Below are 19,588 nucleotides of genomic sequence, written 5' to 3'. Positions count from 1 at the left end.
TTGCACTCGTTAGCGGGATGGTTGGCCCCAGCGGAGAACAGGAGAGCAGATGCGCAGGCGTCTCTGGTTGATGTCTGGAATCCTGCTCGTGCTTACGGCAATCGTGGTGACATGGTTCGTCACCTCACCGGATCGTTTCGCCGCGGCAGAGGTGAAAGACGTCGCCGATGGTATCGGTGATGCCGAGCGCGGTAAGCTGGTCTTCGCGGCGGGTGACTGCGCCTCCTGCCATGCTTCGCCGGGACAGCCAGATCATCTGCGTCTCGGAGGCGGGCTCGCGCTCGCCTCCCCCTATGGGACGTTCCGTGCGCCCAATATTTCAATGGATCCAGTCGACGGTATCGGGAACTGGACGACAAAGGATCTGGCCAACGCGCTCCTGCGCGGCACCTCGCCGGATGGCAGCCACTATTATCCGGTCTTTCCCTATGAGAGCTTTGCGCATATGCGTGCCGGAGACGTGCAGGATCTGATGGTCTATCTGCGGACGCTACCTGCGGTGAGGGGGCGTCCGCCGGATCATGATCTCAATCCCTTGTTCGGTATCCGCCGCTTCGTCGGCTTCTGGAAACTTCTCTACTTCCGGCCGGGGCCGATCTTGTCCGATGCCGCGCATGACGAGATCTGGAACCGCGGCCGCTATCTGAGCGAAGCGCTCGCCCATTGCACGGAGTGTCACTCCTCGCGCGACGTGTTCGGCGGCATAAAGGCAGGCACACGCTATGCTGGTGGGCAGGACCCCACGGGCACGGGCTTCTATCCCAACATCACGGCGGCGAGGATTGGCCGCTGGTCGGAGCAGCAATTGGCGGATATGCTGAAGATGGGAATCACGCCGAACCATGGCCGGGTCGGCTCGTCCATGGCCGACGTCGTGACCAACCTGGCCATGCTCCCGGAGAGCGATCGTAGGGCGATTGCCGCCTTTGTGAAATCATTGCCATCCCGGCCGACCCCCAATCCTTGAGATCTGCTCACTGCGCATAGAGATAGGCCGCGACGTCGCGTGCCTCGGCTTCGGTGATACCCGTTGCCGGCATTGCGGTTCGCGGCGATAAAGCCTGCGGGCTCACGATCCATCGGATCAGATTGTCCGGCGCGTTAGCCGCAACGCCGGCGATGTACACGCGCGACCTGAGATCGGCGAGCGAGGCGCCGACCTTGCCGTCACCGCCGGGAATGCCTGGGATGGTATGGCATCCCGCGCAGCCATAACGGCGGATCAGCGCCGGTGCGCGCGCCGGATCGCCCCCGGTCATGGCACGGGCGATGCTCTCGTTTTGCCGGCGCTCACTGCGGATGAAGCCTATCGCAACCCCCGCGGCGACCATGAGGCCGGTTGCTCCAATCGCGAAGAGCGTTCCTCTAGAGAGCGTGAAGCGCATCGGCCCGCTCGCTGTCCTTGCCGGCCCGCCGTATCCATAGCGCGATCAGCGCAAGCGCGGCGCCGGCATAGATCGTTCCTGCAGGGACCCACATGATAATTCCAGCCAGTTGCTGGTCCTCGAGTGGCGTCAAGCCCCAAGCCGCTGCGGCATCCGTTTGCTGCCGATAGAGCAGGTGGGGAGCCAGCGCCATCAGCGCGCCGAGGACGCTGGTGTGCAGCATGGTGACGAAGACATGCCAGGCAGCGCTGCCGGTTTGGCTTCGCCGGAACACTGACCACCAGAACAGAACGGCCGTCAGGAAAAAGCTCAGATGCTGGAACCGGTGCAGCAGGACGTCTTGGACGGCTGCATCGAACAGCGGCGGTGCGTGCCAGGCCCAGATCGCGACACCGTGCAGGAGCGTCGCATTGCGGCCTCCGCTCAGTGAGGTCCAGAGCCGCACGGTGAGCGGACGCCGCATCGCGCGGCCGACCGCGAGGCGCGCGGGCCGCGGCAGGGACCATAACAACGATCCGACCGGCTGCGCGATCGCGAGCAGCGGTGCTGCCACGGCTATCAGGATCTCATGCTCGATCATGTGAAAGGTCAGGAGCCGTTCGCCGAGCCAGTGCAGAGGCGACACCAGTGCGGCTGCCAACGTAAGCCAGCCTGCGCAGCAGGCGAGAGTCTGCCAGGCGCGGCCGCGACGCCTCTGCGCCGTTCGCTGCGAGAGAACCAGCAGGCCGATGACGTATATGAGGCTGAACGCGATCAGCGGCACGATGACCCACGGATCGAACGTCCAGCTTGCACTCACCGCGTCGCGTGTCGTTCCATGCCCCTGCGCCACGGAAGGGTAGGAGAGAGCAATGGTTGTCAGGACTATCTTTCGCATCCGGTCAGCACCAACGATGCAGCGCCTTGCATCAACAGCGCGAAGGTGAAGATACATGCCGAGAGTGCGCTGACGCCGCTGCCGAAACCTGTGATCTCGCGCTGAGCATGAGCCTCGCCAGCGGGCGGTCGCGCGGACTGCCATGAGACCAAGCCTGACATCGCGGTAAGCGCTGCCCCGACGAAGGACGTGATCGCCGATATATGAAGCTGCGAGCGGCAATCGGCATATGGCAGGATCTGACCAAGTTGCATGTTCACAGCCCAGATCAGCGGCGCGAGCCACAAGCCGGCCCATACCAGGAGATTGAAGTGGAGCTTCCATGCGCTCATAGCCGTGCAAGCCAGTAAATGCAGCCGTAGATCGGAAGCCAGGTCACGACGACAAAGTTCCAATACATGGCGTTGTCCTGGACGTCGCCGAACCGCCTCTCATTGTTGCCGTGGCGTGTGAACATGAGGGCAGCCAGGACGAGCGTGTCGACGAGATCGGTGATGATATGCGTGGTGTGGAGGCCAAGTAGCATCCACACCACTGAGCCGTAGGCGTTGCTGTCCCAACCCACCTTGAGAGCTGGGAACTCGAAGACGCGCACGACCAGCGGTGCGATGCCGAGGATCGACATGATAACCATTCCGATCCTCACCTTGCGGAGATCCTGCTGCTCAGCCCAGCGCGAGATCATGATATTCGGCGCCAGGCTGGTGAGCAGGATCAGCGTCACCAGCGTACCCGGAAGCAGGTCCGGCGGCGGCGCATTGATCGGCCAGGCCGCAGCCAGGCTCATCAGATAGAGATACACGGCGATCACGAGCGCAAAGCCGGTGCCTTCGATCAGCATGAAGGCTAGCGTGCCCCACCAGGTGACGCTCGCCGTTCCCATTCCGTGCGGCGGCAGCCGATCGAGGTCGAACACGACCTTCTCCCTCATGACTCATCCTCCGGCGTGCCCTTGGGCCAGAACCAGCCGATCAGCGTGATCGCAACGGGAATGGCACCCCAGACCGCCGCCCATGGTGAGAAGATCGACCAGATCAGCATGATCGTGGTCGCAATCGCCGCCCATAGCGGCCAGATCGAGTGCTCGGGCGAGGCTTCGCGGGCCTGCGGCTCGGCCTCTGCGAGTGTGGTCACGAGCAGCTCGCGCCGGTCGGTGCGCAGGCCATCGGCAACGGAAAGCGCATCGCGGTTCTCCCACAGCGGCTGTAGTCCGGCGACGACCGGGATCATCGCGAAATTGTAGCTTGGGGGAGGCGACGTCGTCGCCCATTCCAGCGTCGGCGCATTCCAGGGATTGTCAGTCGCAACCTCGCCAGAGCACGCGCTTCGGATGGCATTGATGAAGAACAGCAGGAAGCCGGCGGCAAGAGCGGTCGCGCTGAGGCTGACGAACAGGTTCAGGCCATGCCACGGCAGATCCGGCTGATACGTATAGATCCGGCGCGGCATACCCTCGAGCCCCAGGATGTGCATTGGAAAGAAGGTCGCGTTGAAGCCGGCGAAGATCAGCCAGAACGACCATCGTCCGAGCCGCTCGCTCATCATTCGTCCGGTCAGCTTGGGAAACCAGTAATGGATGGCGCCAAGCAGGGGGAATACGGCTCCGCCGATCAGCATGTAGTGGAAATGCGCAACGACGAAGTAGGTGTCGTGGACCTGAGTATCGAACGGCACCGAGGCGACCATCACCCCGGTCAATCCGCCGATGACGAACGTCACGATGAAGCCGATGATGAAGAGGAGGGGGGTCTTGAAGTCTGGCGTGCCGTCCCACAGCGTCGCCAGCCAGCAGAACACCTGGATGCCGGCGGGGATCGCGATCGCCATGCTGGACGCGGTGAAGAAGCTGTCGCCGAGCCGCGGCAGGCCCGCTACGAACATGTGGTGCACCCAGAGGCCGAAGGCGAGGATGCCGGTTGCGATCAGGGCCATCACCAGCGCAAGATAGCCGAAGGCCGGCCGCCGCGCGAATGGCTCGATCATGGTCGACACCATGCCGGCGGCGGGCAGGAAGATGATGTAGACCTCGGGATGGCCGAAGAACCAAAAGAGATGCTGCCAGAGCAGCACGTCACCTCCCTCGGCCGGATTGTAGAAATGCGTGCCGACGAGGCGGTCGAGAATCAGGCTGGTGCTCGCGACAACGATGGCCGGCATCGCCATGATGACGAGAAACGACGTCACCAGCATGGCCCACACGAACACAGGGATACGATCGAGGGTCATCCCGGGTGCGCGCTGCTTGAAAATGGTGACGACGAGCTCGACGGCGACCGCGAGCGCGGAAATCTCGGTAAAGGTGATCATCTGTGCCCAGATGTCGGCGCGCTTGCCGGCGCCATATTGCGGGCCGGACAGCGGCACATAGGCGAACCAGCCGACATCCGGGCCCATGTCGAGCGCGAAGGCGATCCAGAGCATTGCGCCGCCGGCGAGATAGATCCAGTAAGAGAAAGCGTTGAGGCGCGGAAAGGCGATGTTGCGCGTGCCGACCATCAGCGGCACGAAATAGATCGCTACCGCCTCCATGACGGGCACGGCGAACAGGAACATCATGTTGGTGCCGTGCATGGTGAAAATCTGATTGTAGCGGTCGGGACCGATCAGACGCGCCTCCGGCTGCGCGAGCTGAATGCGCATCAACGCGGCGAGAACGCCGCCGAGCGCGAGGAAGACGAAGGCCGTAAGGATGTAGCGGCGGCCGATGATCTTGTGATCGACGGTCGCGAGCGCGCCCCAGAGGCCGGACGGCGTCTTCCATGTCTCCGCGAGCGCGCTGGTCAGGCGCGTGCGCTGGAGCTCGATATCGCGCGTACCTGGCGCTGTGGCGGGATGGCTCATTTCAGGCTCGCCAGATAAGCCGAGACGGTGCGCAGTTCGTCGGGCGTGAGCGGCACCATGGGCATGTTGTTGCCGGGCTTGATGGTCTGGGGATCGGCGATCCAGGCGGCGAGCGAGCCGCGGGTGGTCTCGAACAGGCCTGCGGCGATGGTGCGTCGGCTGCCGACATGGGTGAGGTCCGGCCCGGTCTTGCCGTTCGCTGCCGTGCCGCGAATGGTGTGACAGCCCGCGCACGGCTTCGCCAGGAACGTCTGCAGGCCCGCGGCAAGTTCCTCTTCAGCGGGCTGAGGCGCAGCCTGCTGCTGCGCATTCGACCATCGGTCAAAATCATCCTGCGATTGCGCGATGACGAGCAGCGCCATGTGGGCGTGCTGCATGCCGCAGAACTCGGCGCATTGACCACGATAGACCCCTGGATTGTCGGCGCGAATGGTCAGTTCGTTCGAGCGACCGGGCACAAGATCCTGCTTGCCCGCGAGGCTTGGCACCCAGAACGAATGAATCACGTCGAGGCCCTCGAGCTTCAGGCGCACGTTGCGGCCGACCGGGATGTGGATTTCGTTGGCGGTCTCAAATCGGTCCGACGGCTTGGGGCCGATATATTCGAGGCCCCACCACCATTGCAGGCCGCGCACCCGGACCGTGAGATCGTCGTGGCCGGCAACGCCGAGCGTATGTGTCGCGAGGAAGCTGATCACGGTGAAGCTGCCGATGATCAGAATGGTCGCGACGACGGCGCCCGTCACCGCCACCGTCATGCGGTGTTCGGTTCGTGGCGAGGGCGTCGCTGGCCGTACCTCGCGGCGGCGCAACAACGCAAGGATCAACGTGATCATGACGAGCATCCAGACCAGCGAACAGACCACGACGATCACGATGATGAGCTGCTTCAGGCTGACAGCCGACCGACCGTGAGCGTCGAGCGCCGACTGCCAGCCGCTGCAGTCGGCCAGCAGAGCCGCGAGCATTGCGCGCATGCATGTCTTGCCGATCGCGCGGATCACGGCCTTGGTCCCTGATCCGCGTGCACGGGGGTGGGGCCTTCATCGAACAGGAGCTTCGCCGGCGCCCTGTTTTCGGCGGGACGCGTCTGCTTCTCGTCATTGCGGCTCGGCGCGGCGGTCTTGCCTTCGTAGGAGCCCATCGCCTGCACGTAGCCGGCAAGTTGCCAGATCTGATCCGTGGTCATCTTGTCGCGATAGGCCGGCATGCCATGCGGCCGCCCGTCTCGAATCGAGGCGAAGATCGAAACCATCTCTGGGCCGTAATACCACCAGCCATCGAGGAATGAGGGCCCGATGCCGCCTCGGCCGTCGCCATGGCAGGCCTTGCAGCCGAACCATGAATACAGCCGCTTGCCCTGGCTGAGCTTGTAGGCGTTGACCTCGTAGGGCTTGCCAAGTGCAAAATAGACGTCCGGCGGCGCTCCGCTGATCCCGTTCGGCATCAGCGCGATCCTGTCGAGCGCGTCCGCAATCGGCGGATCGAGCCGCAACTGCCGCTCTTCGCGCTGGCATCCCGCCAAAGCGGTTGCAAGACCCAGGAGAACGCCCGTCATCCGCATCATCTGATCGCTTGACGTCGAGGAACTACAATCGTCAATCGGCTCGCTTGTCCTAGGTTCCTCGCACTCAATTGACGTTGTCGCCGAACATGTTGCTGAAGGCCGTTGTCACCGCGGCGACGCCGCTCACGCGCTGCATCAGCGCTATCTCACCTTGCTGGCTCATGGCGGATGGCATTAGCCATGACGCGCAGGCGCGGATCGCCATGTGCCACATCTGGTCCGCCATCTTCACCGCGCCCTTGTGATGCCACGTCATCGTCTCGACAAAGAGGGCCATCGAACGCCTCGGGCGCGGCGATCTTGACTTGACGCTTCTCGGCCGGTGTCAGAAAGCCCGGCATGACCGAACGCTCCTGCGCGGTGCAGTCCGGCAGCTCGGTATCGAACCAGCTCAGCCACCAGTTCTCGAAGATCCTGTTCTCGCCGGACTGGCTTGCGATCATCAGCATGGCGAGCTCCTGCAAATGCGGGTCTTGCGCACGCCTCGATCCGGTTTGCGACGTCTTCGGCCGCTCCCGGATCCACGATGTAGTTGACGACGACGTCGGCGCTGGAGGCGGCGAGACCAAGGGCAACTGCGGAGCCGCTCCTGAGTTTGCGCCGGTCACGAGCGCTGGCTGCCCCTCCAGCACGATGGGAAAGCGGGGGTGCCGGTCGAACGCGTACACCGGGAAGAGCCGGGTGCGGCCGGATCCGGGGTGTCTGCCATGCTCACCTCCTGTTGGGGTGCGAGTTCCTCTGGTCGGTAGCGCCCGTTACCGGCGGCGGCTGGATGGCTGTTATCCGCCTTCGCTTCCTGTCGCACGTCCTTCGGTGATCCCACCGCCAGTTCCTTCGCTTCCCATCGTCACGCCAGTCTTGTCCAAGGACTTCGTGCCGCCCGACTGCAGTCCGGACGCGATCCCTGAGAATCCAGTCTTGCGGTCCTTCGCGTTGGAAGATTGATCCCGCTTTATGGTCAGTCCTCCTCGGAACGCCCCCACTCGCCGAGCACGGCTATCGTTCGGTCAAAGTCGATAGGGCTGGGTGGGTAGGCCGCTTCTGCCGCTACGCTGTCCGGGACAAAGTTCGCCGCTTTCGCTTCAGATGACGGGTTATCTCGGCCAGCGTCATCGCGTTCAGGACTCGGTCTGCGGGCACGCCGCCTTTGCGTGCCATCTCGACGCCCCAGTGCGTGTGGTCGAGCTCGCGGATCGAGTGGGCGTCCGGATTGATGCTCATCATGCAGCCGAACTCGAGCGCAGCCTGGTGCCAGCGCCAGTCCAGATCGAGCCGCCACGGATGCGCGTTGATCTCGACGGCGACGTCGTGGTTGGAGCAGGCGCGCAGCACTTTCTCGACGTCGATTTCGTAACCTGGCCGGCGCTGAAGCTGGCGGCCGGTCATATGGCCTATGATGGTGGTGTAGGGATTGCCGATGGCGCGCAGCAGGCGTTCCGTCTGCGCCTTTCTGTCTAGCTTGAAGCGCCCGTGGATGCTGGCGACTGAGAAGTCGAAGCTGTCGAGCACCTCGTCCGGATAGTCGAGCGACCCGTCCGCCAGGATGTCGGACTCGATGCCCTTTAGGATCCGGAAGTCCTTGCCGAACTTCCTGTTGAGCCGGTCGGCCTCGCGATGCTGCTCCTTGATCTTTTCCAGTGAGAGGCCTCCGGCGTAGTGCGCCGACTTCGAGTGATCGGCGACGCCGAAATATTCTAAGCCTCGCTTCAGCGTGGCTTTCGCCATTGTCTCGAGGGTCTCGGTTCCGTCGGAGGCATCCGTGTGGCAATGTAGGATCCCGCGCAGGTCCTGATCGGTAACGAGCTTCGGCAGCTCTCCTTTCAAACCGCGCTCGATCTCGCCGCGTCCCTCGCGCAGTTCGGGCTCGATGAAGGGAAGCCCGAGCGCCCGGTAAATGTCTTGTTCGGTGCCAGCGACCACGCTGCGTCTCTTGTGCAGCCCGTCCTCTTCGAGGCGCATTCCCTTCTTTTCCGCGAGGAGGCGAAGCTGCTCCAGGTGGGCCGACGAACCTGTGGCGTACAGCAGGGCAGCGCCAAAGTGCTTGCGATCGGCGAGGCGGACCTGTAGCCCCGTGGTATCGACGACCTCCGGCTCAATGCCGCTGCTTGGTATCTCCGCGACGATGGCCAGATCTCCGACCAACTCGCAGCCGCGCCTGAAGTCGCCGGCAATGGTAAGTCTCTTGAGCCCGGGACGGGATTTCCGGAGGGACTCCTGCGCATGCTCGAGCAGTGCGGCGGCGCGATGCAGATGCAGCCGACCTTGGCCGCTCTTGGCGATCGCCAGGTTCTGCAAGATCTTGGTCTGCCATGCCGCGCCGAGCCCCTTGGCTTTCTTGATCCGGTCCTCCTTCGCGGCCTGCTCCAGCCCGGCAAGCGAGGTGATGCCCAAGTCCTTGTAGAGCCGCAGCACCTTTTCGGGCCGAAGACCGGGCACGCTCAAGAGCTCCAGGACACCGGCGGGGATGTCCTGCCGGAGCTTCTCCAGGCTCGGGTGCGTGCCGGTGCGGTGTAGCTTGGTTACGATGTCGGCGATGGCTTCGCCGACCCCAGGTACCTCGGTCAGCCTGTTCTCTTCGATGAGATGCTCGATAGGGACGGCGAGCGCAGCCAGGCTGTCCGCTGCCCGAGAATAGGCTTTCGCGCGGTATGGGTTGCCGCCGCGCAGCGCACTCCGCTGTGCGTACTCGCGCAGCAGCCTTGCGATCTCTTGCGTACCAGCCTTGCGCACTGTGCCTCCGAGGAGCGTAGCGCGATCTCAACGGCTTGCTGCGAGGCACAGTTCCGGAAGGATTAGGCTCGTTTCATCTCCAGGGTAGATAGCGGTCCTGCCCGCAGTGCGGGGGGGAACGGCAGCATCGTCGGCTGGTTGGCGGGTTACGGGATGCAGGTTCAGACGTCGCGGTGCTCGAAACGAATGATCTGCTCGTGAAGTATCCGAGGTGCGGCACTTGGCCGATGGCCGGCGGCTCTCAGAAGGACATGCTCGCGCAGCCCGAGATCACCTTCAGATGTCCCAAGTGCGGCAGCGCGGAGACCGGCGGCTCCGCCGTGCCGCCGGGTCGCTGGTCTCTGCGCAGGGAGATCTGGACGCTGCCTGAGTGGCTAAGTCCGAGGTCGGTCGTTCGGCACGTGTCTTCTTGCCGGGACTTGATCACCCGACAACTGGAGAGTGGAGGACGATCATGAAACCGACGTGTGCCTGTTGCTGGCGTCGATTTCGCCGGCGGAAGCGAAGGGCTGCATCAAGGGCGCAATCGTCGGGGGAATCGCGAGCCATATAGCCGGGCATGGCAAACTTGGCGCTGCCGCCGGATGCGTGATCGGGCATCACGAGGCCAACAAGAAGGACTCGAATAACTCGAATGCTCAGCTAAGATCGGGTCAGAAGTAGCGTTGTCACCGAAGCCGTGTGTAGCCGATGAAGATCCGCGCGCATTCTGACAGCCACATCGTCGAGCTTGAGGACGGCTCGCGGTGGCAGATCTTCCCCGGCAATCTCGACCTGACGGTCGAATGGAAGCCCGAGACCGAGCTGACGGTCGTCGAAACCGAGGACGAGGTCACCAACCATTGGCTGCTCGGCCCCGCGCCAGGGTCCGCGTGAATCCAGTCGGCGAAAGTTGGCCTGCCGAGGACGTCAAACATGCGCTGAAGGACGGTTGAAGGCCGCACGGGACCGCCCCCAGGCACTCCCGGTCGCTGCTTCAGGAACGGATGCGATGTCTTCCGTTGACTCGAACCTCCAGGAGGGGTCGACATGGCCATGGAAGATCGGGAGACCTTCAGTCTCATTGGAAGCGACAAGGTCGAAGCTACGAACGTGTACGGGCCCGACGGGCAGAAAGTCGTTACATCGAGCGCGTCATGATCGACAAGGTCGGCGGCAAGGTGTCCTACGCGGTGCTCAGCTTCGGCGGTCTATTCGGTATCGGGGACGATCACTACCCGCTGCCGTGGCAAACGCTGAAGTACCACACGAACCTCGGCGGGTACGTCACCGGCGTCACCCAGGAGCAGATCCGCGGCGCCCCAAAATATGCTGACGAGAGCAGTTCGAGTTGGGACGCGCAAACGAGGCGCTCGGTCGACGACTACTATGGGGTGCCTGTCGCCTAGCGAGGCGGTCGGAAACCGCCCGTCACGCACAGGAACGAAGCCGCCGCGTCACCGTTGGTCGCGATCGGTTTGCGAGGTCCCATGAGAACGGTTTTCGCGCGTCGCCGGCGAGCGCACAGACATCCCGAGTTATCGGTAGGAACTGTCCTGATCGCGCTTGTCGCCGGGCTTCTGCTGGTATGCGCCACCTTGCGCACGGCCGCGGAGAGCTGAGGGCGGAGGCCGATGCGGATTGCCCAGATCGCTCCATTGGCCGAAAGCGTTCCCCCGAAGCTCTACGGCGGCACGGAAAGGGTCGTGGCCTGGCTGGTCGACGAGCTGGTCGAGCTCGGCCATGAGGTGACCCTGTTCGCAAGCGGTGATTCCCGGACGCGCGGAGAGCTGCATGCCGTTTTGCCGCGAGCCTTGCGTCTCGGGCGCCCGCGCGTCGATCCGAACACGGCCCATACGCTCTTGATCGAAGCGGTCTCGCGTCGTGCAGGCGACTTCGACGTTATCCATGCGCACATCGACTGGCTGCACCTGCCGACGCTCAGCCGGAGCGGGATCCCGTTCCTCACCACCCTGCACGGGCGCCTTGACCTGCCTGGCATCGGCGAGGTGGTGCGGCAGTTTCGGGAGGCGTGCTTCATCTCGATTTCCGACAAGCAGCGCATCCCGCTCAAGGATGCGAATTGGTGCCGGACCGTGCATCACGGATTGCCGGCCGGCCTGTTTCGGCCTTCGGACGCTCCCGGGACATACCTTGCCTTCCTCGGACGGCTGACGCCGGACAAGGGCCCCGAAGACGCCATCCGGATCGCGCGGGCGGCCGGCATGCCGCTGCGGATCGCTGCGAAGGTGCCTCGAGGCGAAACCGGCTACTTCAAGAAACATATCGAGCCAGAGATCGACGGTGCTCGGGTCGAGCTCGTTGGCGAAGTAGACGAACGCGGCAAGCAGCCGTTTCTGTCGGGCGCCGCGGCCCTGCTGTTTCCGATCAAGTGGCCGGAGCCGTTCGGCCTGGTGATGATCGAGGCGATGGCATGCGGGACGCCCGTGATCGCCTATCGGGCCGGATCGGTGCCGGAAGTCGTCGACGAGGGAGTGACCGGCTTCATTGTCGAGAACGAAGCGGAGGCGGTCCGGGCGGTGAAAGAGCTGGCCCGGATCGACCGGCGCAAGGTCCGGGCGCGGTTCGAAGAGCGCTTCACCTCGGACCGGATGGCACGGACCTATGAGACCCACTACCGGCTACTTCTCGCCGCCGCCAGGCCTGCCCGCCTCTCGGTCGCCTCCGAACACCTCGGCACGCCCGCGTCTCCGCTCGTCCCGTGAGCGGCGCGGTTCAGGGCGTTTGGCTACGGGTTAGGGGGAGGATTGCATGCGCGACCACCTCGCCGGCGTTGCCGTCATCTGCGGCAGCTCTAGCGCCAGGCTGCGCTGGACCATGACCTATCCCTTGACCCGACCGCCCTGGAGCATGGTGAAGGTGCAGCTTCGTCCGTCCTCGCTAAGCCGCGATGGGCAGCACAATGCCGCGCGCCGCAATGTTGGCTTGGATGTTGTCGCGGGTCTTGCGCTCATGTCGGAGGGATTGCTCAACGTAGGAATCGATCAGTGGTTTAGAGAAACGCTTGATGAAAAATCTGATGTTTACCGTCGTTTCAAAAATCGGTCGTGCAACGAGCACGGCTGTCTCATCGCGATATTTGCATATCTGATCTAAAAATGCGTCGAGCAGTTTATATTGCCGAACAACGGTCCCGCCGAGGGCTGCAAAGTAGCGATTCCAGCTCGTTTCTGCGCCCAATGTGCCGGCCGCTTTGCAGCTGTAGCTGGCGGCTTCCACCATCAGAGAGACGGCGAGCGAAAGGAATTCGCTTTCCTTGGTGAAAGACGCCATTACCTGGGAATCGACAGGGACCTGGTCGATCTCGGGAACGCTATGGTCCGGATTGTCGGGCCGATTGATTGAAATGTATGAACCAATTGTGGGTATCTCGGGCAGCTCGAACTCTAGAGAATACTCAGGATTGAGTTTGCCGACTTCTCTTACAACGATAACGACGCGGGGCATGGTTCCCAGCTCCTTTGCCATCTGATGCCGCGGGTACTCTCAGGGGCGCGCGCGCTTGATCACACATAGCTTCCTAAGTTGTTTTCGGGTCGAAGTTGACCGAGAGCCATTGAGTCGGACCAAAAACGTAGGAGACTTGCCCGTTAGCCGGTACGATCAAAGAGCCATCTTTGATGTCGATCCCAAGGCTCGGTCCTTTTATAGTCGTTGGTGATCCTTGAGCGCGATAGACTGTGTATGCCCCTGCAGGGGTTGGGGCGTTAATCTCAGACATGCGGCTCGCTCCGTTTTCAGACGCCGGCGGGGCCCTGCGCCACGGTGATTACGATGGTGTAAGTCTTAGGACTTCCGCGTTGGACAAGTCGAGTCTGTCCAGCACGCCGCGAGCTCTGACTTCGAAATGAAGGTGGTGACCTACGAGATGTTGGTCCAAGAGGAGCGCAATCGGCAAGTCGCCGCCGCCGTCCTCACCGGGTTGGCCGTTGGCGCCAACGCTTACAGCGCCGCGAACGCTGGGCATGGCCGCTACACCACCCCCAGCGGACGCACCGGAACGTTCTACAGCCCCACTGCGGCTGTGATCGCGCAGAACGACGCGGCCGTTCAAAACGAAGCGATGATCGCGGCCACTGTCGAGACAGGACAGCGCAATATGGCGGCGCTGGAGCAAGCCGTAATCAAGGACACACCTTGATGCCAGGCGAATGGTACGGCGGGAGCTCCACCTCGCACCACGCACTGACCAAGGCGGCAGCTCGGAGCCGCTTGATCCTCCCCAAGGTCCAAGCACCCCAACGGCCCCGGCCTCCCACCCAAGCCCCATGGCCGGGGCCGCTTTGCGGGACTATCGCGATATCGTCGGAGCTCGCGTGCCATCCCGGGATGGCTCCGGTTCTTCACCTTGACCCAGTGCTTCTGGCGACCGCCACGATATGGCCGATCGCGGTGCTTTGAGACCAGGCCTTCCAGTCCCATCTGGCATGCTGCCCGGAATAAGTCGGGCCCGATCTCGCCGCGCTCGAAGGGCGCCACGCTGATCCCCCCGCCGGCGCGCCAATCGCTGCTGCAGATTTGCTTTGCGCAGGTGGAGGGGCAGGGACCGCAGATCATCGCCGCCCATGACGAGGATATCGAAGGCGGAGAGCTGCACCTCATGGTCGTGTTGACGGCTGTGCAGCGCATTGAAGTCGCTGATGCCGTCCACGCCGAGGATCACGGCCTCGCCATCGATCACAAAGCGCTTCTGCCGGTTCTTCAGCGCGGCCTCAGCAATCTAGGGATAGCGCTTGGTCCAGTTGGTGCCGTTGCGCGAGAGGAGGCGCACGCGCTCGTTCTCCCGGATGACAAGCATCCGGTAGCCGTCGTGCTTTACTTCATGAATCCAGTCCGGCCCGTCGGGGACCTGCTTGGCGGCGACGGCCAGGCAGAGGTCGTACCCCATACGCATGGGCCGAAGATAAGTTTTCCCGCGGCGTTTACGAGTCAGGAACAAGTGGCAATCTAGCGAATTTCTTCCTTGCTCCGGCGTCCCCCAACGCCCCCCGAAACCGGAGCGCAGCCAACGGCCTCAGCTGCCGACCAGTTGAGGCCGCCCTTTTGAGTTACCGTACCAAGCTTTGCCACCTCCCTCGTGGGTCAGCGTTTCCTACTTTTCCCGCTTACATGCCGGCGCTCTAAGCGGCGGGGAGGTGCAAATGCCAAACGGCTGCCATCATCACAATAGAAGCCTTGAATACGGTGCTCCGGCAATAACCCTTCTGTCCTTCTGAGCACCCGTAATTTCCTCAGCATCAGAGGCCGCCTCAGTTGGCGGCCTTACTTTGGCGGCTGCAAGCCGGGAGACTTGAGCCATTCGCTCATATGCGCGCCAGTCTCGTACTGGCGGGCTCTCCGCAACAGGTGCTCACGTTCGATGCTGTGAGGAAGAGCCTTGGCCTTCTCCCGCAGCCGTTCGGCTTCCTGGCCTAGGCGTTCTTCTAGAGTTTTGGTCTGCTTGATGCGGCGGCGCACTGTCATGGCGCTATTCCCTGTTCAGTAGGGCGCGAGCGCTGTGATGGGCGTTCTCATCACCGACGCGCGGTGATAGCGCTTTAACGTTCCTGTAAGGGAACGGTTGCTGGGGTTCCAACCGAAGCCGCGGCGTACTGGATGCCCCGGTCAAGCCAGGTAGTTAGGACAAGAATTCAACTTAGCACACTAGCGGGATAGTACCTGACGGCGCGTCAGAATATTGAAACGAGAACAAAGGGGCCCAGCGCGAACTAGGGCAGGCCGCCCGACGGCGGCCCCTCTTCGGGCTCCAACGTCTCGATTTTGGTCGCGCCTTCCCAGAGCTCTACAGGATGCCCGTCGACAAGCTGCTTGGCTCTTTCCCTTGCGGCTGCCTCGTCGCGCATATCGAGGTCAATCCGCAGTTCTATGTGTCCATCGGCACCGATTATGTAAGCTCGATATACGCCCATGATCTTGCTCCAAAACAGCCGTTCCGAAGCCGGAACCATCTTAGAGCCGATCCAGATTCGCGTTACCATGGGATATTCACTTCGGGGACTGGGACCGCGACCTTTGAGCTTTCTCCGCCATCGCCAACCACTCTTCCCTCAGCTTTAGCCAAGCCTCTCTGTCGACCGGGCTTGTGGCCTTCTCTGCCTCCTTGAGGCAGTCCTTCGCCAGGCGGAAGTATCTCGCGGCGTCATCGCTCATCGCCGAATAATCTGCCCGCTTAAGAAAGATGCCATCCAAACGAAAGCCGCAGGCGCCGATCTGGCACGACCCTTGCGGCGGTGCCACGACGTTCCGCACGATCGGCGGGACTCCCGAATGTCGTCATCGTCCTCGGTTTCTGTAGCCTTCAGGCCCACCACCATTGGCAGTGCGTCCCCGAGACGTTTCCGATAGGTTTCATAGGCTGCTTTGAGAGCGGCGCGAAGGGCGCTGCCGATCCGCTTCTTGCTCGTCTCCTTCAGCTTTGAGGGCAGATCTCCCCTCCATGTCCGTAGATCATTTTCCGTTAGCGCACGCAGCGGCACGCTGGCCAGTGGTGCTGGCGGGACGTCCTCGCGTTTCGGTCCAGCTTTTCGCCCGATAACATAGCGCGAAAGGCGGTTGTCCACGTCCGATCGCACCATGCGCCCGGCGCGTCTGCTATGACGGGCATTGAGTGCTGCAATGTAGGACTCGACGGCCGATTGCACAGTAAGTAGCGGTCCATCTGCTTTAACTTTAGCTTCTGCGCGCTCTGCCTCAACCTGCGCTCGCGCGACGCGAATGGCGGCATTGTAGTCCAGCGTCCCGGTTGCAATCGCATCGTCCGCGGTGCCGATCGGCGCCTGGCGGTAACCAGCCCCATTCCGCCAGCGTGCCGGCCAGGTGGCCCTCTCTAGGCGGTCGCATGCGGGAGAACGTCCTTATCCCGGCACTCATCGTCGTGCTGCTGATTACTTCGTCGGCGTTATGACCACCTTGGTAACAGCAGGATCACGAGCAGCGCCAACGTGAAATCCAAGGCGAGGGCGAACCCCAGATGGTCAGCCACGATCAAGAAAGCTCTGCTGGCCGTCGTTACCGGCCGCCCCCTGCGATTGGCATCTGGGCTGCCGTCTACGGGTTCTAAGTAGGGCGCGTAGGCCAGATATTCGGCGCGGCGTTTTTGTGTAATGATCCCTCGGGTTCCATAGCCGATGGCGAAACCCAATCCCAGCGCTGCGAACAGAATTGCTAATCCGAGCATCTGATCATCCCTTGGGTAGGTCTTCCAGCCTGGCCCGAGCACGGTCGGAATAAGTAGGACGATCGGCCGTGGTTCCTAATGGGGACGCGCGCCTCGTGCGGCGGCTCGTCGAATACGAGCTAGCGGCCCCGCGCGCAAAGTCATCGAGATAAGATACCAGCGGCGTCACCGACGCGGTCGCGATCGGATCGGCTTTCCGTTATTGGACGTGCCGCGTCGCCCGCAAAGAATACTGTGCCGCCTCCTCGCAATCACCAATTCATATTCGAGCGCACCACCGCCAACGTAATCGGCGCGGTGCCGAGCTCCCGCATCGCAGCGCGCATTTCGGCAGCGCTGCGGACGTCGTGCTCTTCCCGTCGTAGATCTGCGCCTTTCTCGCGCTGCGGATTTGGCATGTGAAGCACCGCGCCCGAACTGAGCGCGAGGCCGAGGACCGGCTGCACGATTCCGATCAAGTCGGCGCCAGGACCGAAGGGAATGAAGGAGATGAACATGAAAGGGATGAAGGGCACGTAGCTAACTCAAATCGCATCGATCAACAGGATCCTTCTCGGATCAGCGGATCGTCGGCGGCCGTGCATGTGGCCGCAGCGCGAGCCGCCGCTACCGCCATCCAATCCCGCAGCAGGCCTCTGTCCTCCTTCGAAAAAGACGCGCGCCGCTTGAGGTCGGCCAGGGTGTCGTCGGGATGGCATCGCTCGAAATCCTCGCGGATCAGCGACTCGAGGTAGGTCCGGTCCCAGGCGCCGGCTGAATCGAGATGCTGGTGTGGGTCGGTCCTCATGGTGCACGCGGTCGAGAGCGGTCCCGATGCGGCACAACGGCAAGAGCGATTGTTGGTTCACGCATGTACCTGCCGGGTCGACGAGGACCGCCTCGAGACCGCCTCCGAGCGGGAACCCGCAAATGTCCAGGCCGTTCGAATCACAGGGGCTGGCCTTGAAGGAGCCGTCGCGATGATTGCCCGTGCTGTGGCGCCTGGCCCATGGCCGCGAACCTGCAGCGGACGTCATCCGCGCAGCCGGTTGTCCGGTTCAGGTGTCCAAGCTGCCACGGTGACGAGGCGGGCCGGCTGCGGCGCCCATTCGTGCAGCACGACCCGCCGCGGAGTCTGGATGCGGCCTGATGAAGATCCGGTCCCATTCCGAAAGCCACATCGTCGAACTCGAAGACGGATCGCAATGGCTGGTGTTTCCAGGCGATCTGGATCTCACGCTCGCCTGGAAGCCCGAGACTGATCTGACGGGGACGATGACGTGGCCTCGCACGCGCCGGTCGGCGGCGGCGTGAAGGTCCGCGTCATACCGGCCGGCGAAAGCCGGCCTGTGCGCGAGGTCAAGGACGCGCTGAAGCAAGGTTGATCGCGGGAACCCGGTCCGATGTGATTGCGGTCTCGCACCTCGCTCTTGAGGCCGCCCTCTCCGTAGACTCACGGAATCCAAAACGCGCCGCCGACGGGCTATCTATCCCGCAGCACCGGGGCTGGCGTATTTCATCCGTGCTCATATTTTTGCCGGTGGGCCGCAGGCTGTCAGTCTGCGGCCATTTTGCATCCGGACCTTCGAAACACGGCCACGGGCCGCCGCCTGGATCATCAGGCGCTGCGGGCCGCGCCTACCGTATCGGCCATCCTGGCGCCACGTGCGCCCATAGGTTTCTCGCTGCCCGTCGTCGTGTCGCGCGCGGTCTGGTGCTCCATCTCGGCATCGAGCTCGGCTCCGAGCAGGATCACGATCGCGGAGATCCACAGCCAAGTCATGAAGCCGATCGCGGCGCCGAGCGAGCCGTAGGTCTCGTTGAACTTGCCGAAGTTGGCGGCGTACCAGGAGAACAGCGCCGATGCGCCGAGCCACAAGACGGTCGCGATTGCGCTGCCCCACGTGATCCGGCGCCAGCGTGGCGCTTCGCGGCTTGGTCCGAAGCGATAGATGAGCGCGAGCGCCAGCGCGACCGCGACGAACATCGCGGGCCACCGGGCGATGCGAACGAGAAGATCGGCGGCGTTCGACAGTCCGACGAAGTTCAGCGCCACCGGCAGGACCACCACCGCGCCGAGTGCGATCAGGACGAAGGCGATGCCGGCGAGCGTGAAGGAGAGGGAAAGCGCGTTCAGCTTCACGAAGCCTCGCTTCTCTTTCTCGCCGTAAACGATGTTGAGCGTGTCGAACAGCGACTTCATGGCCGCGTTCGCGCTCCAGAGCGAGACCGCCAGGCCGATGGCGAAGGTGAGACCGAGCGTCTGATTGCCCTTCGAGGCCACGCGCGTGAGCTGATCTCTGGCGACGTCGATGGCGCCGCCCGGAAGGAATCCGGAGACCTGGTCGACGTGCTTGGCGATGCTGCCCGGATCCGAGAAGAGCCCATAGATTGCGACGAGGGCCGCCAGCGCCGGGAAGATCGCGAGCAGGCTATAGTAGGTCATGCCGGCGGCGAGCGCGAGGACGCGGTGCTCGGAGATGTTGCCGTAGACCCGCAGCAGGATGTCCTTCCAACCGCGCGCCGGAATCTCGGAGGGCGCGTCGGCGAGCCGCCCGCGGTCATCGCCTTCCGTCGCGACGGCGGCCGGGAAAGCGTCCCGATCGCCATCCTGCTTCTTAGGAAATGCTTCCCTTCTGTCGGGCCGCGCTACGTTCTCGGGCGGGGCGAGGCGATCCAACAGAAACGCGACCGCAAGAAGTCCCAGGGCTGGCGCCAGACTCCATCCGCCGCCCTCTGGGCGTGCAGCCGACTTCCGGACCTTGGCCATCGAACTCCTCCGCCGGAATTAAATTAATGGAAGCCCAGAGAGGGAGTTCCTTTCTGATGCCCGTGGCGTTTCGACCGTTCGTCAGAACGCAAACACCCATTGGCCGCGGCTTTCTCGGTTGACAACAGCCGTTACGCGGAAACTCACAAGCACCTCTGCGTCGCCTTGGCTTGGCTAAAACCGCCGCGCGCATCTGGACAAAATCACACGTCGGCGTTTAGCAGGTTGGAAAGTTTAGGATCTCTATCCTTCCTAGCGGGGC

21 protein-coding genes and 2 pseudogenes are annotated in these 19,588 nt (G+C 63.0%); 7 read left to right on the top strand and 16 right to left on the bottom strand.

The annotated features are described in order from the left end of the window. Window positions 1–49: 49 nt before the first annotated feature. A complete protein-coding gene (locus LRP30_RS24915) occupies window positions 50–967 on the top strand; it encodes a cytochrome c (RefSeq protein WP_249756570.1) in 918 nt (305 codons plus the stop codon). 7 nt (window positions 968–974) lie between these two features. Here the strand turns inward: LRP30_RS24915 and LRP30_RS24910 are convergent, their stop codons facing one another. From LRP30_RS24910 to LRP30_RS24875, 8 genes are all read right to left on the bottom strand, one after another. Beyond that, window positions 975–1,331, bottom strand: a complete 357-nt coding sequence (locus tag LRP30_RS24910) for a c-type cytochrome (protein ID WP_249756569.1) — start codon at window positions 1,329–1,331, stop codon at window positions 975–977. A gap of 34 nt (window positions 1,332–1,365) precedes the next feature. Continuing rightward, window positions 1,366–2,262, bottom strand: a complete 897-nt coding sequence (locus tag LRP30_RS24905; RefSeq protein WP_249756568.1) for a cytochrome c oxidase assembly protein — start codon at window positions 2,260–2,262, stop codon at window positions 1,366–1,368. 328 nt (window positions 2,263–2,590) lie between these two features. After that, window positions 2,591–3,193, bottom strand: a complete 603-nt coding sequence (locus LRP30_RS24900) for a cytochrome c oxidase subunit 3 (RefSeq protein WP_249756567.1) — start codon at window positions 3,191–3,193, stop codon at window positions 2,591–2,593. Then, window positions 3,190–5,103: a cytochrome c oxidase subunit I gene (gene ctaD, locus LRP30_RS24895; RefSeq protein ID WP_249756566.1), complete on the bottom strand. Its 1,914-nt coding sequence runs from the start codon at window positions 5,101–5,103 to the stop codon at window positions 3,190–3,192. Before ctaD ends, LRP30_RS24900 begins: the two co-directional genes overlap by 4 nt. Further along, window positions 5,100–6,080 (bottom strand): cytochrome c oxidase subunit II, encoded by a 981-nt coding sequence (coxB, locus tag LRP30_RS24890; protein WP_249761824.1) that lies wholly within the window; start codon window positions 6,078–6,080, stop codon window positions 5,100–5,102. The genes ctaD and coxB overlap by 4 nt, the downstream gene beginning before the upstream one ends. Window positions 6,081–6,103: 23 nt before the next feature. Then, window positions 6,104–6,667 (bottom strand): c-type cytochrome, encoded by a 564-nt coding sequence (locus tag LRP30_RS24885; protein ID WP_249761823.1) that lies wholly within the window; start codon window positions 6,665–6,667, stop codon window positions 6,104–6,106. Window positions 6,668–6,816: 149 nt separating this feature from the next. After that, window positions 6,817–7,119 (bottom strand): hypothetical protein, encoded by a 303-nt coding sequence (locus tag LRP30_RS24880; RefSeq protein ID WP_249756565.1) that lies wholly within the window; start codon window positions 7,117–7,119, stop codon window positions 6,817–6,819. A gap of 598 nt (window positions 7,120–7,717) precedes the next feature. After that, the gene (locus tag LRP30_RS24875; RefSeq protein ID WP_249756564.1) at window positions 7,718–9,400 is read right to left on the bottom strand and encodes a helix-hairpin-helix domain-containing protein; all 1,683 of its coding nucleotides are present in this window, start codon (window positions 9,398–9,400) and stop codon (window positions 7,718–7,720) included. A 441-nt stretch (window positions 9,401–9,841) separates the two neighbouring features. Here LRP30_RS24875 and LRP30_RS24870 point away from each other — a divergent pair, with 441 nt between their 5' ends. The 4 genes and pseudogenes from LRP30_RS24870 to LRP30_RS24855 all read left to right on the top strand — a co-directional run bounded on the left by LRP30_RS24870 (window position 9,842) and on the right by LRP30_RS24855 (window position 12,105). Continuing rightward, a complete protein-coding gene (locus LRP30_RS24870) occupies window positions 9,842–10,063 on the top strand; it encodes a hypothetical protein (protein WP_249756563.1) in 222 nt (73 codons plus the stop codon). Window positions 10,064–10,090: 27 nt separating this feature from the next. Then, entirely contained in the window at window positions 10,091–10,276 is a 186-nt protein-coding gene (locus LRP30_RS24865; RefSeq protein ID WP_249756562.1) for a hypothetical protein, read from the top strand. Window positions 10,277–10,429: 153 nt separating this feature from the next. Beyond that, window positions 10,430–10,788: pseudogene (locus tag LRP30_RS24860) on the top strand (PRC-barrel domain-containing protein). 225 nt (window positions 10,789–11,013) lie between these two features. Then, complete coding sequence (locus tag LRP30_RS24855; RefSeq protein WP_249756561.1) at window positions 11,014–12,105, top strand: glycosyltransferase family 4 protein; 1,092 nt, start codon at window positions 11,014–11,016, stop codon at window positions 12,103–12,105. A gap of 175 nt (window positions 12,106–12,280) precedes the next feature. Here the strand turns inward: LRP30_RS24855 and LRP30_RS24850 are convergent, their stop codons facing one another. Then, entirely contained in the window at window positions 12,281–12,847 is a 567-nt protein-coding gene (locus tag LRP30_RS24850; RefSeq protein ID WP_249756560.1) for a DUF5677 domain-containing protein, read from the bottom strand. Between the two features lie 400 nt (window positions 12,848–13,247). Between LRP30_RS24850 and LRP30_RS24845 the strand changes: the two genes are divergently transcribed. Continuing rightward, entirely contained in the window at window positions 13,248–13,541 is a 294-nt protein-coding gene (locus LRP30_RS24845; protein WP_249761987.1) for a hypothetical protein, read from the top strand. Between the two features lie 150 nt (window positions 13,542–13,691). On the opposite strand, the pseudogene LRP30_RS24840 reads toward LRP30_RS24845, so the two are convergent. The 6 genes and pseudogenes from LRP30_RS24840 to LRP30_RS24815 form a co-directional block, all read right to left on the bottom strand. After that, a pseudogene (locus LRP30_RS24840) lies at window positions 13,692–14,198 on the bottom strand (hypothetical protein). 464 nt (window positions 14,199–14,662) lie between these two features. Further along, window positions 14,663–14,863 (bottom strand): hypothetical protein, encoded by a 201-nt coding sequence (locus LRP30_RS24835; protein ID WP_128933080.1) that lies wholly within the window; start codon window positions 14,861–14,863, stop codon window positions 14,663–14,665. A gap of 245 nt (window positions 14,864–15,108) precedes the next feature. Further along, window positions 15,109–15,378: a hypothetical protein gene (locus tag LRP30_RS24830; protein WP_249756559.1), complete on the bottom strand. Its 270-nt coding sequence runs from the start codon at window positions 15,376–15,378 to the stop codon at window positions 15,109–15,111. Window positions 15,379–16,298: 920 nt separating this feature from the next. Further along, window positions 16,299–16,577 (bottom strand): hypothetical protein, encoded by a 279-nt coding sequence (locus LRP30_RS24825; RefSeq protein WP_128933081.1) that lies wholly within the window; start codon window positions 16,575–16,577, stop codon window positions 16,299–16,301. Between the two features lie 251 nt (window positions 16,578–16,828). Next, window positions 16,829–17,092, bottom strand: coding sequence for a hypothetical protein (locus LRP30_RS24820; protein ID WP_128933082.1), 264 nt, complete (start codon window positions 17,090–17,092; stop codon window positions 16,829–16,831). 23 nt (window positions 17,093–17,115) lie between these two features. Then, entirely contained in the window at window positions 17,116–17,364 is a 249-nt protein-coding gene (locus tag LRP30_RS24815; RefSeq protein ID WP_128933083.1) for a hypothetical protein, read from the bottom strand. 341 nt (window positions 17,365–17,705) lie between these two features. On the opposite strand from LRP30_RS24815, the gene LRP30_RS24810 reads away from it, so the two are divergent. Continuing rightward, entirely contained in the window at window positions 17,706–17,870 is a 165-nt protein-coding gene (locus LRP30_RS24810) for a hypothetical protein (protein WP_245474159.1), read from the top strand. A 304-nt stretch (window positions 17,871–18,174) separates the two neighbouring features. Here the strand turns inward: LRP30_RS24810 and LRP30_RS24805 are convergent, their stop codons facing one another. Continuing rightward, entirely contained in the window at window positions 18,175–19,326 is a 1,152-nt protein-coding gene (locus LRP30_RS24805; RefSeq protein ID WP_128933084.1) for a YihY/virulence factor BrkB family protein, read from the bottom strand. Between the last annotated feature and the right edge of the window lie 262 nt (window positions 19,327–19,588).

It is taken from the genome of Bradyrhizobium sp. C-145, assembly GCF_023375135.1.
Lineage (GTDB): Bacteria > Pseudomonadota > Alphaproteobacteria > Rhizobiales > Xanthobacteraceae > Bradyrhizobium > Bradyrhizobium zhanjiangense.
The sequence above is the reverse complement of the archived record's forward strand: the minus strand, read 5'-3'. Positions and strand labels throughout refer to the sequence as shown.

Coding starts and splice junctions, on each gene's coding strand:
- LRP30_RS24915 (WP_249756570.1), top strand. CDS start 50: ATGCGCAGGCGTCTCTGGTTGATGTCTGGAATCCTGCTCGTGCTTACG.
- LRP30_RS24910 (WP_249756569.1), bottom strand. CDS start 1,331: ATGGTCGCCGCGGGGGTTGCGATAGGCTTCATCCGCAGTGAGCGCCGG.
- LRP30_RS24905 (WP_249756568.1), bottom strand. CDS start 2,262: ATGCGAAAGATAGTCCTGACAACCATTGCTCTCTCCTACCCTTCCGTG.
- LRP30_RS24900 (WP_249756567.1), bottom strand. CDS start 3,193: ATGAGGGAGAAGGTCGTGTTCGACCTCGATCGGCTGCCGCCGCACGGA.
- ctaD (WP_249756566.1), bottom strand. CDS start 5,103: ATGAGCCATCCCGCCACAGCGCCAGGTACGCGCGATATCGAGCTCCAG.
- coxB (WP_249761824.1), bottom strand. CDS start 6,080: ATGCGCGCAATGCTCGCGGCTCTGCTGGCCGACTGCAGCGGCTGGCAG.
- LRP30_RS24885 (WP_249761823.1), bottom strand. CDS start 6,667: ATGCGGATGACGGGCGTTCTCCTGGGTCTTGCAACCGCTTTGGCGGGA.
- LRP30_RS24880 (WP_249756565.1), bottom strand. CDS start 7,119: ATGCTGATGATCGCAAGCCAGTCCGGCGAGAACAGGATCTTCGAGAAC.
- LRP30_RS24865 (WP_249756562.1), top strand. CDS start 10,091: ATGAAGATCCGCGCGCATTCTGACAGCCACATCGTCGAGCTTGAGGAC.
- LRP30_RS24855 (WP_249756561.1), top strand. CDS start 11,014: ATGCGGATTGCCCAGATCGCTCCATTGGCCGAAAGCGTTCCCCCGAAG.
- LRP30_RS24850 (WP_249756560.1), bottom strand. CDS start 12,847: ATGCCCCGCGTCGTTATCGTTGTAAGAGAAGTCGGCAAACTCAATCCT.
- LRP30_RS24845 (WP_249761987.1), top strand. CDS start 13,248: ATGAAGGTGGTGACCTACGAGATGTTGGTCCAAGAGGAGCGCAATCGG.
- LRP30_RS24835 (WP_128933080.1), bottom strand. CDS start 14,863: ATGACAGTGCGCCGCCGCATCAAGCAGACCAAAACTCTAGAAGAACGC.
- LRP30_RS24830 (WP_249756559.1), bottom strand. CDS start 15,378: ATGGTAACGCGAATCTGGATCGGCTCTAAGATGGTTCCGGCTTCGGAA.
- LRP30_RS24825 (WP_128933081.1), bottom strand. CDS start 16,577: ATGCTCGGATTAGCAATTCTGTTCGCAGCGCTGGGATTGGGTTTCGCC.
- LRP30_RS24815 (WP_128933083.1), bottom strand. CDS start 17,364: ATGAGGACCGACCCACACCAGCATCTCGATTCAGCCGGCGCCTGGGAC.
- LRP30_RS24810 (WP_245474159.1), top strand. CDS start 17,706: ATGAAGATCCGGTCCCATTCCGAAAGCCACATCGTCGAACTCGAAGAC.
- LRP30_RS24805 (WP_128933084.1), bottom strand. CDS start 19,326: ATGGCCAAGGTCCGGAAGTCGGCTGCACGCCCAGAGGGCGGCGGATGG.